The organism is Streptomyces sp. A 4/2 (assembly GCF_940670765.1).
GTDB lineage: Bacteria > Actinomycetota > Actinomycetes > Streptomycetales > Streptomycetaceae > Streptomyces.
The window spans coordinates 77014-91286 of the sequence record NZ_CALNVW010000009.1 but is presented as its reverse complement, the minus strand read 5'-3'; the positions used below and the strand labels follow the sequence as shown (position 1 = coordinate 91286).

At 71.8% G+C, this 14273-nt stretch carries 11 protein-coding genes and 1 tRNA gene; 11 read left to right on the top strand and 1 reads right to left on the bottom strand.

The window, feature by feature from the left end; all coding sequences use genetic code 11:
* Positions 1-16 precede the first annotated feature (16 nt).
* The 8 genes from NBY69_RS06295 (at position 17) to NBY69_RS06260 (ending at position 11591) form a co-directional block, all read left to right on the top strand.
* Complete coding sequence (locus NBY69_RS06295) at positions 17-679, top strand: YqgE/AlgH family protein (protein WP_250298751.1); 663 nt, start codon at positions 17-19, stop codon at positions 677-679.
* Between the two features lie 62 nt (positions 680-741).
* A complete protein-coding gene (locus NBY69_RS06290; RefSeq protein WP_164266014.1) occupies positions 742-1035 on the top strand; it encodes a DUF3039 domain-containing protein in 294 nt (97 codons plus the stop codon).
* 187 nt (positions 1036-1222) lie between these two features.
* Positions 1223-2884: a beta-N-acetylhexosaminidase gene (locus tag NBY69_RS06285; protein ID WP_250298750.1), complete on the top strand. Its 1662-nt coding sequence runs from the start codon at positions 1223-1225 to the stop codon at positions 2882-2884.
* 287 nt (positions 2885-3171) lie between these two features.
* Positions 3172-4092: a xanthine dehydrogenase family protein subunit M gene (locus NBY69_RS06280; RefSeq protein WP_250298749.1), complete on the top strand. Its 921-nt coding sequence runs from the start codon at positions 3172-3174 to the stop codon at positions 4090-4092.
* On the top strand, positions 4089-6083 hold the full coding sequence (locus NBY69_RS06275) for a 2Fe-2S iron-sulfur cluster-binding protein (protein ID WP_250298748.1): 1995 nt from the start codon (positions 4089-4091) through the stop codon (positions 6081-6083). Before NBY69_RS06280 ends, NBY69_RS06275 begins: the two co-directional genes overlap by 4 nt.
* Positions 6080-8401 (top strand): xanthine dehydrogenase family protein molybdopterin-binding subunit, encoded by a 2322-nt coding sequence (locus NBY69_RS06270; RefSeq protein WP_250298747.1) that lies wholly within the window; start codon positions 6080-6082, stop codon positions 8399-8401. Before NBY69_RS06275 ends, NBY69_RS06270 begins: the two co-directional genes overlap by 4 nt.
* A gap of 258 nt (positions 8402-8659) precedes the next feature.
* Positions 8660-10864 carry a terpene synthase family protein gene (locus NBY69_RS06265; RefSeq protein ID WP_250298746.1) on the top strand — a complete coding sequence of 735 codons (2205 nt, stop codon included), beginning with the start codon at positions 8660-8662 and terminating at the stop codon, positions 10862-10864.
* A 196-nt stretch (positions 10865-11060) separates the two neighbouring features.
* On the top strand, positions 11061-11591 hold the full coding sequence (locus NBY69_RS06260) for a DUF1269 domain-containing protein (RefSeq protein ID WP_250298745.1): 531 nt from the start codon (positions 11061-11063) through the stop codon (positions 11589-11591).
* Positions 11592-11732: 141 nt separating this feature from the next.
* Here NBY69_RS06260 and NBY69_RS06255 read toward each other — a convergent pair.
* A tRNA-Cys gene (locus NBY69_RS06255) sits at positions 11733-11804 on the bottom strand.
* A 170-nt stretch (positions 11805-11974) separates the two neighbouring features.
* Here NBY69_RS06255 and NBY69_RS06250 point away from each other — a divergent pair.
* Genes NBY69_RS06250 through NBY69_RS06240 form a run of 3 tightly spaced genes read left to right on the top strand, consistent with a single transcriptional unit; the run spans position 11975 to position 14157 of the window.
* Complete coding sequence (locus NBY69_RS06250) at positions 11975-13444, top strand: MFS transporter (protein ID WP_250298744.1); 1470 nt, start codon at positions 11975-11977, stop codon at positions 13442-13444.
* 42 nt (positions 13445-13486) lie between these two features.
* Positions 13487-13726, top strand: a complete 240-nt coding sequence (locus NBY69_RS06245) for a hypothetical protein (protein WP_250298743.1) — start codon at positions 13487-13489, stop codon at positions 13724-13726.
* Positions 13723-14157 (top strand): type II toxin-antitoxin system VapC family toxin, encoded by a 435-nt coding sequence (locus NBY69_RS06240; RefSeq protein WP_250298742.1) that lies wholly within the window; start codon positions 13723-13725, stop codon positions 14155-14157. Before NBY69_RS06245 ends, NBY69_RS06240 begins: the two co-directional genes overlap by 4 nt.
* Positions 14158-14273: the final 116 nt, after the last annotated feature.

Genomic DNA, 14273 nt, shown 5'->3' with positions numbered 1-14273 from the left:
GCGAATGTGCGGGATCATGTCTGCCATGACGGAGGTGTCCTCGCTCACAGGGCGGCTGCTCGTTGCCACCCCCGCCCTGGCGGACCCGAATTTCGACCGCGCGGTGGTGCTCGTCCTCGATCACGACGGGGAGGGGTCGCTCGGTGTTGTCCTCAACCGCCCGACCCCGGTGGACGTCGGCGACATCCTGGCGGGCTGGGACCAGCTCACCGGGGAGCCCGGCGTGATCTTCCAGGGCGGCCCGGTCTCGCTGGACTCGGCGCTGGGGGTCGCCGTCATCCCCGGCGGCTCGGGGCCCGCCGTTCCCGGCATCGACGAGCCGACCCCGCGGCGCAGGCCGTGGGGGGACGCCTCCGAGGGTCTCCGGCGCCGCTCCGACCGGGACGATCCCATCGGCTGGCGGCGGGTGTACGGCGCGATCGGCCTGGTGGACCTGGAGACGCCGCCGGAACTGCTCGCCGCGGCGCTGGGCTCCCTGCGGATCTTCGCCGGTTACGCGGGCTGGGGTCCCGGACAGCTCGCCGCCGAGGTGGAAGCGGGTGCCTGGTACGTGGTGGATTCGGAGCCCGGGGACGTCTCGTCGCCCGACCCGGACGGCCTGTGGCGGTCGGTGCTGCGACGCCAGCGGAGCATGCTGGCGATGATCGCCACCTATCCGGACGACCCCTCACTCAACTGAAGGCGGAATCAGCCGGACCGGCCGCCCCACATGCCCGCCGGTCTTCAGTATCCTTGGCCCCCATGAGCACTCTTGAGCCCGAGCGCGGGGCAGGTACGGGGACCCTCGTAGAGCCGACACCACAGGTGTCGAACGGCGACGGAGACCACGAACGCTTCGCCCACTATGTCCAGAAGGACAAGATCATGGCGAGCGCGCTGGAAGGCACGCCCGTCGTCGCCCTGTGCGGCAAGGTCTGGGTGCCGGGCCGCGACCCGAAGAAGTACCCGGTCTGTCCCATGTGCAAGGAGATCTACGAGTCCATGGGCGCCGGTGGCGACAAGGACAAGGGCGGCAAGGACGGCGGCAAGAAGTAGCACCTGCTGCGCTCTGCCGACGGCCGCATCTCCCTGACGGTCCTCCCTGACGGTCTTCCCCGACGTCCGCTTTCCGCGCACGACTGTTTCCCGCGTACGGCCGCGGCGCCTCCCCCCTGAGGTGCCGCGGCCGAGTCGTGCCCGCCCGCCCGAAGTGGTCTATGCCAATCGCGGTGGGTCGGGCAGGATGGCATCCATGGATCTGATTCCCGCGCCCGTGGGCGCCAAGGACTTGCGGGCCGGTGACGGCTTCGCCGTGGACGAGCGGACCGTCATCGACGCGGGCCCCGGAACCGAAGGCGCGGCCCGCTGGCTGCGGCAGGTGATCGGTGCGGCCACCGGACTGCCCCTCGGCCCCGGGGCGGACGGGAGCGACCGGACCGTCCGGCTGCGGATCGACGCCGGCGTCGCGGACACCCTCGGGCCCGAGGGCTACCGGCTGGACGTCGACAGCGCGGGAATCGGCCTGCACGGCGGCAGCGCGGCCGGGGTGTTCTGGGGTGCGCAGACCCTCCGTCAGCTGCTCGGCCCCGAGGCGTTCCGGCGCGCCCCGCTGCGGCAGGACCGGCAGTGGACCGTCCCCGGCTGCGCGATCGAGGACGGCCCGCGGTTCGCCTGGCGCGGCATGATGCTCGACGTGGGCCGGCACTTCATGCCCAAGGCCGGTGTCCTGCGCTACCTCGACCTCCTCGCCGCCCACAAGCTCAACGTCTTCCACTTCCACCTCACCGACGACCAGGGCTGGCGCATCGAGATCAAGCGCCACCCCCGGCTCACCGAGGTCGGCGCCTGGCGCTCCCGTACGAAGTGGGGCCACCGGGCGTCCCCGCTCTGGGACGAGAAGCCGCACGGCGGTTTCTACACCCAGGACGACATCCGCGAGATCGTCGCGTACGCCGCCGAGCGGCACATCACCGTCGTCCCGGAGATCGACATCCCCGGGCACTCGCAGGCCGCGATCTCCGCGTACCCGGAGCTGGGCAACACCGACGTCGTCGACACGGCCGCCCTCACGGTGTGGGACACCTGGGGCGTCAGCCCCCACGTGCTCGCCCCGACGGAGAAGGTGCTGCGCTTCTACGAGGGTGTCCTCGACGAAGTCCTCGCGCTCTTCCCCTCGACCTTCATCCACCTGGGCGGCGACGAGTGCCCCAAGGACCAGTGGCAGAAGTCCCCGGCCGCCCAGGCCCGGATGGCCGAGCTGGGTCTGGCCGACGAGGACGAGCTCCAGTCCTGGTTCATCCGGCACTTCGACCGCTGGCTCGCCGAGCGCGGCCGGCGGCTCATCGGCTGGGACGAGATCCTGGAAGGCGGCCTCGCGCCGGGCGCCGCCGTCTCCTCCTGGCGGGGTTACGCGGGCGGGATCGCCGCCGCGGAGTCCGGGCACGACGTCGTCATGTGCCCGGAGCAGCAGGTGTATCTGGACCACCGTCAGCACGGCGGCGAGGACGAGCCGATGCCCATCGGGTACGTCCGCACGCTGGAGGACGTCTACCGCTTCGAGCCCGTTCCGCCGCAGCTCGCCCCCGAGGCCGCCGCGCATGTCATCGGCACCCAGGCCAATGTCTGGACCGAGGTGATGGAGGACCAGAACCGGGTCGACTACCAGGCCTTCCCGAGGCTGGTCGCCTTCGCCGAGGTCGCCTGGTCGGCGCTGCCCGCCCCGGCCGAGCGCGACTACCCGGACTTCGACCGGCGGATGGCCGTGCACTACGCGCGGCTCGACGCGCTCGGTGTGCACTACCGGCCGCCGGGCGGCCCGTTGCCCGCGCAGCGGCGCCCCGCCCCCGAGGGGCTGACGGCCGCCGACCTCGGACGCCCGATCGAGGGGACGCCCCCAAACGTGTGAGCGTGGCGGGAAGGCATGTGCCGGAACCCGGTCGGCTGGGAGCATGACTGGCCGTGCCGAACAAGTCGTACAAGGAACGCAGAAGAGCAGTAATCAGCACTTCGCGGCAATGGTGCACGAATCAGGACGATCAGCCTGGGGGAGGATGGAACCACCCTTCGCGGACCCTCCCGTCGTGCGGCTCGGAAGATGTGCCAGAGTTGCCACGTCCGGGCTCCGAGCACGTACCGTACGGCGCAACAGCCGGGACAGCCGGGACACCGGGACACCGGGAAGGGGCAGCTGGGTTGACCACGCACGCACCGCAGGCGGCGCAGTCCGTGACGCTGCCGACATCGCTCGACGAGGCCGTGGCGGCGCTGACCGCCATGCCCGCCGCCGTGCCCGTCGCGGGCGGTACGGATCTGATGGCGGCGGTGAATTCGGGGCTGCTGCGTCCCGCGGGACTTGTCGGGCTCGGCAGGATCAGCGAGATCCGGGGCTGGCACTACCAGGACGGGCACGCGCTGCTCGGCGCGGGTCTCACCCACGCCCGGATGGGGCGGCCGGACTTCGCGGCGCTGATCCCCGCGCTGGCTGCTGCCGCCCGCGCGGCGGGCCCGCCCCAGATCCGTAACGCGGGCACGCTCGGCGGCAACATCGTCACCGCCGCACCGACCGGCGACGCGCTGCCGGTACTGGCCGCGCTGGAGGCGACCCTGGTCGTGGCCGGTCCGGACGGCGCCCGCCGGGAGACCCCGGTCTCGCACCTGCTCGCCGGCCGGGACATGCTGCAGCCCGCCGAACTCGTGGGCTTCGTACGGGTACCGCTGCTGCACGCCCCCCAGGTCTTCCTCAAAGCCACCGGCCGTACCGGCCCCGGCCGGGCGACCGCCTCGGTCGCCGTGGTCCTCGACCCGGCCCGGCGCGGGGTGCGCTGCGCGGTCGGCGCCATCGCGCCGATGCCGCTGCGCCCGCTCGAAGCCGAGCGCTGGATCGCCTCGTTGATCGACTGGGACGGCGAACGCGGGCTCGCCCAGGAGGCGCTCACCGCCTTCGGCGAGTACGTCGCAGCCGCCTGCATCCCCGACGTGGTGCCGTCCCCCGGAGCGGGTGACACCGCGCACGCCGCCGGGGGCGAGGCGCAGCCGTTGCCCCCGGCCGTACTGCACTTGCGGCGGACCGTCGCCGCACTGGCCCGGCGAGCACTGGGGAGGGCACTGTCGTGACCACCAACAACGACCACGGCGGCTGGCAGCCGGTCCCGCACGGCGGGGACTACGACGCCGAAGCCACCGCGTTCGTACAGCTTCCCGAGGACATGGACCTGGACGGCGCGCCGCTGGCCGCGCCCGGTCACGGGTACGTGCCACCGATGATCCTGCCGCTCACGCCCGCGGCCGGTACGGACCCGGCCGCCACCGGTCACTGGTCGGTGCCGCAGGCGGCGCACTGGCCGGAGCCCGGTTCCGCCCAGGACGTGGCGCCCGAGCAGATGGCGGAGCAGGCGTACCCGTACGACCCCAGGGCCACCGGCCAGTGGGCGTTCACCGAGACGCAGGGCGAGCCGGCTCCCGGGCAGCCGTACCAGCAGCCGCACGAGCCGTACCAGTTCCCCCAGCAGCACCAGCACCCGCAGCAGCCGCAGCAGACCCACGAGCAACTGCACCAGCCCCACGAGCAACTGCACCAGCAGCCGCACGAGCAGCCGCACCAGCAGCCGCACCAGCACAGCGCGGGGGACCTGACCGGGCAGTGGACCATCCCGGTCGCGGAGGGCGAAGTCCCGGAGGAATCCGGCGAGTTCACCACGTCGTCGCTGCTGGGGCCGGCGACACTGCCGGGCGGGGCACCTGCTCCCTGGGCGGTACCTGCGCAGCAGCCGGAACCGGCCGGGACGGAAGCGGCGGGGGCGGCCGACGGCGGCGCTCCGGCTTACGACGGCGTTCCGGTCCACGACCCCCGGGCCCCGGAGAGCGTTCCGGTCCACGACCCCCGGACACCGGAGAGCGTTCCGGTCCACGACAGTGCCCCGGTGCACGACAGCGTTCAGGGCCACGACGGTGCCCAGGGCCACGACGATGCGCCGGTGTATGACGGCGTTCCTGCCCATGGCAGTAACCAGACCCATGGCAGTAACCAGACCCACGGCAGTAACCAGACCCACGGCAGTGCCCAGGCCTACGGCAGCACCCAGGCTCATGACAGCGCTCTGGACCATGTCAATGCCCCGGCCGATGTCAACTCCCAGGTGCATGACAGCACTCCGGCCGAGGGCACGCCCGTGCCCGCCGTCGAATCCGTACCCGTGTCCGTGCCGCTGGCAGTCCACGAGCCCGAGCCCGCAGCCGTTGCCGATCTCGACGGCGGTACCGGACCCGGCGCGCAGTCCGGACCCGATGCCGGCCCCGGTGCCGGGCTGGATCCGCGGCAGGGGCTCCGCCAGGACCCCCGCACGGAACCGGGGCAGGACCCCCGTCAGGAACCCGGCCAGGAACCCGCACCCGTACCCGAGACCGGCGCGGAACTCGTCGCCGAGCCCGAGACCCAGCCCGACCCCGGCACCGGGCCCGCGACCGAGCCCGACCCCGTAGCCGCATCCGCGCCCGTGTCCGACCCCGGGCCCGCCCGGAGCGAGCACACCCCCGCGTCGTACGTGCTGCGCGTGAACGGCTCCGACCGGCCCGTCACCGACGCCTGGATCGGCGAGTCGCTGCTCTACGTGCTGCGCGAGCGGCTCGGTCTGGCCGGCGCCAAGGACGGCTGCTCGCAGGGCGAGTGCGGTGCGTGCAACGTCCAGGTCGACGGCCGTCTCGTCGCCTCCTGCCTGGTCCCCGCGGCCACCGCGGCGGGCTCCGAGGTCCGTACGGTCGAGGGCCTCGCCGTCAACGGTGAGCCCTCCGACGTCCAGCGCGCCCTCGCCGACTGCGGGGCCGTCCAGTGCGGCTTCTGCATCCCCGGCATGGCCATGACGGTCCACGACCTCCTGGAGGGCAACCACGCCCCCACCGAGCTCGAAACCAGACAGGCACTCTGCGGCAACCTCTGCCGGTGCTCCGGTTACCGGGGCGTTCTGGACGCGGTCGGTGAGGTGGTCGCCGGGCGCGCAGCCGCGGCCACCGCGACCGAAGAGGCCCGCATCCCGCACCAGGCACCCCCCGGGGCGGGCGGCGCACAGCCCTCGCACCCGCAGCAGCAGCACGACGGAGGCATGGCGTGAGCAGCGACGCGGCCACCGAGGCCACCGCGACGACCCCGGAGGCGGACGGCCCCGAACAGGAGCCGCCCGCACACGGTCTCGGGGTTTCCCTCCCACCGGCCGACACCCGCGCGAAGACCGAGGGCACCTTCCCGTACGCGTCCGACCTGTGGGCCGAGGGGCTGCTCTGGGCGGCGGTCCTGCGCGCCCCGCACCCGCACGCCCGGATCGTCTCGATCGACACCGCCGAGGCGTCCGCGATGCCCGGCGTCCGCGCGGTGGTCACCCACGCCGACATCCCCGGCGACAGCGCGCACGGCCGCGGGATCGCCGACCGCCCCGTCTTCGCCTCCGAGCTCGTCCGCCACCACGGCGAGGCCATCGCCGCGGTCGCCGCCGACCACCCGGACACCGCCCGGCTCGCCGCCGCCGCCATCGCGGTCGAGTACGAGGTACTGGAGCCGGTCACCGACCCGGAGAAGGCGTTCACCGCCGAGCCGTTGCACCCCGACGGCAATCTGATCCGGCACATCCCGCTGCGCTTCGGCGACCCGGACATCACCGGTGAGGTGATCGTCGAAGGGCTCTACCGGATCGGCCGCCAGGACCCGGCGCCGATCGGCGCCGAGGCCGGGCTCGCCGTGCCCAGGCCGGACGGCGGCGTGGAGATCTACACCGCGTCCACCGACCCGCACGCCGACCGCGATCTGGCCGCCGCCTGCTTCGGTCTGGAGCCCGACCGCGTCAAGGTCGTGGTGACCGGGGTGCCCGGCGCGACCGGCGACCGGGAGGACACCAGCTTCCAACTCCCGCTCGGCCTGCTGGCGTTGAAGACCGGCTGCCCGGTCAAGCTGGCGGCCACCCGCGAGGAGTCCTTCCTCGGCCACGCGCACCGCCACCCGACCCTGCTGCGCTACCGCCACCACGCGGACGCCGAGGGCCGCCTGGTGAAGGTCGAGGCGCAGATCCTGCTCGACGCGGGCGCGTACGCCGACGCCTCGTCCGAATCGCTGGCCGCTGCCGTCGCGTTCGCCTGCGGTCCGTACGTCGTCCCGCACGCCTTCATCGAGGGCTGGGCGGTCCGTACGAACAACCCGCCGTCCGGGCACGTCCGGGGCGAGGGCGCCCTCCAGGTCTGCGCCGCGTACGAGGGCCAGATGGACAAGCTGGCGGCCAAGCTCTCCCTCGACCCGGCCGAACTGCGGCTGCGCAACGTCCTGGCCACCGGCGATCTGCTCCCCACCGGGCAGACCGTCACCTGCCCGGCCCCCGTCGCCGAACTCCTGAACTCCGTAAGAGACTTCCCGCTTCCCGTGCTGCCCAAGGACAGCCCCGAGGGGGACTGGCTGCTGCCCGGCGGCCCCGAGGGAGCAGGGGAACCCGGCGCGGTGCGCCGTGGTGTGGGCTACGCGCTCGGCATGGTCCACATGCTCGGCGCCGAGGGCGCCGACGAGGTCTCCACCGCGACCGTCAAAGTCCACGACGGCGTCGCCACCGTGATCTGCGCCGCCGTCGAGACCGGCCAGGGATTCTCCACGCTGGCCCGGCAGATCGTCCAGGACACCCTCGGTATCGAGGAGGTCCATGTCGCGTCCGTCGACACCGACCAGCCCCCGGCGGGCCCGGCCACGCACGGCAGGCACACCTGGGTCTCCGGCGGGGCGGTGGAGCGGGCGGCGAAGATGGTCCGGACCCAGCTTCTCCAGCCGCTGGCCCACAAGTTCGGCATGTCCACGGAGCTGCTGCAGATCGCCGACGGCAAGATCACCTCGTACGACGGGGTGCTCTCCACCACCGTCACCGAGGCGATGGACGGCAAGGAGCTCTGGGCGACGGCCCAGTGCCGCCCCCATCCGACCGAGCCGCTGGACGAGTCGGGCCAGGGCGACGCGTTCGTGGGCCTCGCCTTCTGCGCGATCCGCGCGGTCGTGGACGTGGACATCGAGGTCGGCTCGGTGCGGGTGGTGGAGATGGCGGTCGCCCAGGACGTCGGCCGGGTCCTCAACCCCCGGCTGCTGGCCTCCCGTATCGAGGCGGGCGTCACCCAGGGCGTCGGCGCGGCGCTCACCGAGAACCTGCGCACCACCCGAGGTGTGATCCGCCACCCCGACCTGACCGGATACGCGCTGCCCACGGCCCTTGACGCCCCGGACATCCGCATCGTGAAGCTGGTCGAGGAGCGTGACGTGGTGGCCCCGTTCGGCGCGAAGGCGGCGAGCGCGGTGCCCGTGGTCACCTCTCCGGCGGCGGTGGCGGCGGCGGTGCGGGCGGCGACCGGCCGCCCGGTCAGCCGACTGCCGATCCGGCCGCAGGCCGCGGTGGTCACGACCGCGCCGTGACGCCCGGTCCGCCCGCAGTGACCTGATCACCCGTGACGGCCTGACCGTGGCGTGACGGCCTGACCGCCCGTGCGGAACCGGTGCGTCCGAGCCGGTACGTCCGAACTGGCGCGTGACCCAAGCACGAAGGGCCGCTCCTGTCAGGGGTTTACCGCCCTTGTCATACGTATGGGCGGTCCGTCGCGCCGGACGGATGACCGGTCGGGACCCGGGGTAGTGCTCGGCCGATCAGTGACCTCGCGGAAAGGCCGAACGTCAGTGTCAAAGCCTTTTGAATTGCCGGATTTCTACTTGCCGCATCCGGCCAGGCTGAATTCCCGTCTCGAAGAGGCCCGGGTCCATACGAAGCAGTGGGCCCGGGACATGGGAATGCTGGAAGGCTCGGGAATCTGGGAGGAGCACGACCTCGATTCCCATGACTACGCGCTGCTCTGCGCCTACACCCATCCCGACTGCGGCGGCCCCGAACTGTCTCTCGTGACCGACTGGTACGTGTGGGTGTTCTTCTTCGACGACCATTTCCTGGAGGAGTTCAAGCGGTCCCAGGACCGGCAGGGCGGCAAGGCGTATCTGGACCGGCTGCCCGCCTTCATGCCGATGGACCTGTCCGACGGATTCCCGGAAGCGCGGAACCCGGTCGAGGCCGGGCTCGCCGACCTCTGGGCCAGGACGGTCCCGAGCATGTCGATGGAGTGGCGGGAACGTTTCGCCTTGAGCACCGAGAACCTGCTCAACGAGTCGCTCTGGGAGCTCTCCAACATCAACGCGGGGCGGATCTCCAACCCCGTGGAGTACATCGAGATGCGGCGCAAGGTCGGCGGGGCGCCGTGGTCGGCCGGGCTCATCGAGTACGCGACGGGTGCGGAGGTCCCGGCCGCCGTCGCGGGATCACGTCCGCTGCGCGTGCTCAAGGACACGTTCTCCGACGCGGTCCACCTGCGTAACGACCTCTTCTCGTACGAGCGGGAGATCCTGGACGAGGGCGAACTCAGCAACGGCGTCCTGGTCCTGGAGAACTTCCTGAAATGCACGACGCAGGAGGCGGCCGAGGCGGTCAACGATCTGCTCACCGCGCGGCTGCACCAGTTCGAGAACACCTTCTTCACCGAACTCGGGCCTCTCTTCGTCGAGTTCGGCGTGGACCCGAAGGGCGTCGCCGACACGCTCACGTACGCGAAGGGGCTCCAGGACTGGCAGTCCGGCGGCCACGAGTGGCACATGCGGTCCAGCCGCTACATGAACGACGGCGGCAAGGCCGCGGAGTCCCGGCTGCCGCTCGGGCCGGTGGGGCTCGGGGCGTCCGCCGCCGACATCAAACAGTTCCTCGGCAGGACGGGGCTCACCCGGCTCCGTAACCACACGCACCTACCGCACCGGCGGGTCGGGCCGTCCCAACTGCTGGACTTCGAGATGCCGTTCGCGCTGTCGCTGTCGCCGCATCTCGACGCGGCCCGGAGCCATCTCCTGGACTGGGCGCACCGGATGGGGATGCTCGACGACATCTGGGAGGAGCGGCAGCTCGTCGGATTCGACTTCCCGCTCTGCTCGGCCGGTATCGACCCGGACGCCACCCCGGACGAGCTCGCGCTGTCGTCGGGCTGGCTCGCCTGGGGGACGTACGCGGACGACTACTTCCCGCTGGTGTACGGGCGGACCCGCGACCTGACGAGCGCCCACGCGCAGAACGAGCGGTTCTCGCTGTTCATGCCGCTGGACGGGGAGGCGGCGCCGCAGCCGTCGAACGTCATGGAGCGGGCGCTGGCCGATCTGTGGGCGCGGACCGCGGCGCCGATGGACCTGGCCGCGCGGCGCACCTTCCGTACGGCCGTCGAGTCCATGACGGCCAGCTGGCTCTGGGAGCTGGCCAACCAGGCACAGCACCGGATCCCCGAACCGGTCGACTACATCGAGATGCGCCGGAAGACCTTCGGTTCCGACCTCACCATGGCCCTGGCCCGGCTGGGTCACGGCCACGAGATCCCGGAGGAGGTCTTCGCCAGCGGCACGGTGAAGGCCCTGGAGAGCTCGGCCGCCGACTACGCCTGCCTGATGAACGACGTCTTCTCGTACCAGAAGGAGATCGAGTTCGAGGGGGAGGTGCACAACGCGGTCCTGGTCGTCGAGGCGTTCTTCGGGGTGGACTACCCGACGGCGCTGGCCATGGTCGACGAGCTGATGGTCTCGCGCATGCGGCAGTTCCAGCATGTCGCGGAGCACGAACTGCCCGTCCTCTTCGACGACTTCGCACTGGACGGGAAGGCGCGGGACGCCCTGCGGGGCTATGTGCGGGAGCTGGAGGACTGGATGGCGGCCATCCTGAACTGGCACCGGAAGACCCGCAGGTACGCGGAGGCCGACCTGCTGTCGGGCGGGCCCGGCTCCCGCTTCCTGCCGCCGGTTCCGACCGGGCTCGGTACGTCGGCGCTGCGGCTGGCGGACCTCGTGAGCCGTGGGGTGAGGTAGTCGGCGCGGGGTGATCCGCGGGGGTGACCCGTGGGGTGATCCGGGAGGGATCCAGGCGAGGGGTGCTGCGGATGGCGCCCCTCGCCTGTCCCATTTGCGGCATATTTCCTATAGTGGGCTGGGTTCCGTCCCTCGACGCCCCGTTTCCCGGTGTCCCGCACTTCGATGTCCCGCACCCCGATGAGGAGTCAGCCGCATGAGCAATCTGTTCGTCGTCGCCTACGACGATCTCGCCACTGCCAATCAGGTCCGCGACAAGCTCTTCAGCCTGAGCCGCGAGCGCCTCGTCGACCTGGAGGACGCGGTCGTCGTCGAGCGCCGCGAGTCCGACGGCAAGATCAAACTGCATCAGGCCGTCAACCGCACGGCGACCGGCGCGACGGGCGGCGCGCTCTGGGGAGGTGTCATCGGGATGCTGTTCCTGGTGCCGTTCCTCGGCGCGGCCGTGGGCGCCGCGGCGGGCGCCGCGGGCGGCGCCGCCACCGACACGGGGGTGAACGACAACTTCATGAGGGATGTCAGCGCGAACCTGCGCCCCGGCACGGCGGCGCTCTTCGTCCTCGCGAAGTCGGAGGCCGCCGACAAGGTCATCCCGCAGCTCGCGCAGTTCGGCGGTCAGCTGGTGCAGACCTCGCTCTCCACCGAGCAGGAGGAGCACCTGAAGGAAATGGTCCAGGAGGCGCGGAAGGTGCAGGGCGGGCAAGGGCAGGAGCAGGCGCCGCAGTAGGTCCCGTGCGGACTTCTTCCGGGCGCCCCTGCTGCCTGTCCGGCGGCGGGGGCGCCTGTTTGCGGCGCACTACGGCGTACTGCGCTGAATCGGAGGCCCGCTTATTACGGCGTAATAAGCGGGCGGACTGCGCTGCGTCGGAGGCCGTGGCGGGAATCGAACCCACGTAACTCGATTTGCAGTCGAGCCCCTGAACCACTCGGGCACACGGCCGGGCGAACCGGAACACCCCGAACGTAGGCGCCCGGCCGGACCGCCTCAAGGGCACGGGCGGGCCCGCAACGCGACTGCCATACGGCGTTCATGGTCGTACGACCAATGGCCGAGCCCCCCTCCCGCCTCAGACAGGGTTCATCCAGCGATTTGCCCCTTACTCTGGTCGGATGACCGCCCTGGAATCGCGCGACGCCGAGGTCGCACCCCCCGCCCCGCCCGAGGGCATCTCCACCTCCGCGACCGACGGGATCCTCGGCAGCGCGCACCGGGCTCTCAGCATCGGCATCGTCACCGTGGTGCTGCTCATCGCCTTCGAGGCGACCGCCGTCGGCACCGCGATGCCCGTCGCGGCGCGGGAGTTGCACGGCATCTCGCTGTACGCCTTCGCGTTCTCCGCGTACTTCACCACGTCGCTCTTCGCCATGGTCCTCTCCGGCCAGTGGGCCGACCGGAGCGGGCCGCTGAGGCCGCTCGCCACCGGGATCGCCGCGTTCGCGACCGGGCTGCTGCTCTCCGGCACGGCGTCCACGATGTGGCTGTTCGTCGCCGGCCGGGCCGTACAGGGGCTGGGCGGCGGGCTGGTCATCGTCGCGCTGTACGTCGTCGTCAGCCGCGCCTACCCGGAACATCTGCGTCCCTCGATCATGGCCGCCTTCGCCGCGAGCTGGGTGGTGCCCTCGGTGGTCGGACCGCTGGCCGCCGGTACGGTCACCCAGCACCTGGGCTGGCGCTGGGTGTTCATCGGCATCCCGGTCCTGGTGGTTCCGCCGCTGGCGCTCGCCCTGCCCGCGATCCGCCGGATGGCGTCGGGCCCGGCCGACCCGTCCGTCCCCGCACCCACCATCGACCGGCGCCGGATCCGGCTCGCGCTGGGCATCTCGGTCGGGGCCGGGCTGCTCCAGTACGCGGGACAGGACCTGCGGTGGCTGTCCCTGGTGCCCGCCGCGGCCGGGATCGCGCTGCTGGTTCCCGCGGTGCTCGGGCTGCTGCCGCGCGGCACCTGCCGGGCGGCGCGCGGGCTGCCCTCGGTGGTGCTGCTGCGCGGGATCTCGGCGGGGTCGTTCATCGCGGCCGAGAGCTTCGTACCGCTGATGCTCGTCACCCAGCGGGGCCTGTCGCCGACCCTGGCGGGCCTGTCGCTGGCGGCCGGCGGCGGGACCTGGGCGCTCGGCTCGTACGTCCAGTCCAGGCCGCGCATGGAGCCGTACCGGCAGCGGCTGATGGTGGTGGGCATGTTCATGGTCGCCGCGGCCATCGCGGCTGCCCCGAGCGTGCTGATCCACTCCGTACCGGTGTGGACGGTCGCGGTCGCCTGGGGCGTCGGCTGCTACGGGATGGGCACGGTCATCGCCTCGACCAGCGTGATGATGCTGAAGCTGTCGGCACCGGAGGAGGCGGGCGCGAACTCGGCGGCCCTGCAGATCTCCGACGGCCTCTCCAACGTCCTGCTGCTCGCGGTGGGCGGCGCGGCGTTCGCGGCGCTCGGCGGGGGAGCGGTGGGAGCCCTGACCGACGGGGTCTCGGCCCCGCACCCGGGGGCGTTCGCCGTGGTGTTCCTGCCGATGGCGGGGGTGGCGCTGGTGGGGGTGTGGGTGGCTACGCGGCTGGGCCTCAAGAGCGGGGGCATCGCGCGGTAGTCCACTTGTGCATCATGATGCGCCCGCCTTACGCTTTGATGCATGAGGACCACGGTTGATCTCCCCGAGAGCCTGCTTCAGCAGGCCAAGCTCCGTGCCGCACGCAGACAGGTGTCTGTCAGCAGGGTGATAGAGGATGCGATGCGGGTGTCCTTCGCCCGGGATGTCGCAGCGGCCGAGAACCTGGTCACGCTGCCCACCGCCGATCTCGGCGGGCTCCGTCACGGGGTCAGCCTTGACGACAACGCCGCTCTGCTGGACATCATGGACGGTGTTGAGTGATCTTCTGCGACGTCAATGTCCTGGTGTACGCCTTCCGTGAGGAAGCAGATGAGCACCAGGCCTACCGCACCTGGCTGACGGACCGGCTGAACGGCGATGAACCGGTGGCCTTCAACGCCACGGTGGCCAGCCGATTCGTGCGCCTCGTCACGCACCCCCGGATCTTTCCCAAGCCCGTCGCGGCGTCCGAAGCGCTGGATTTCCTGGCGGCCGTCCGGGATGCCCCGGTGTCCACTCCGCTGTTCGAGGGCCCACGTCACTGGGAGATCTTCGACCGTCTGTGCCGGAAGATCGGTGCCCGCGCGAACCTGGTGCCTGACGCCTATCTCGCGGCTCTGGCCATCGAGTCGGGCTCGACCTTCTACAGCGCCGACCGCGGCTTCGCGCGCTTTCCGGATCTGCGCTGGGAACACCCCATGGATGAGAGCTGAGGGCGGCGGCCGTGCCCGATTTCAGGCTTGAGTTGCTGCCCGGGACAGAAGCAGCGGTGCGCACTCGGGCAGCGGCGGAGGGGATCACCCCGGAGGAGCTTGCCCACCGGGCGATC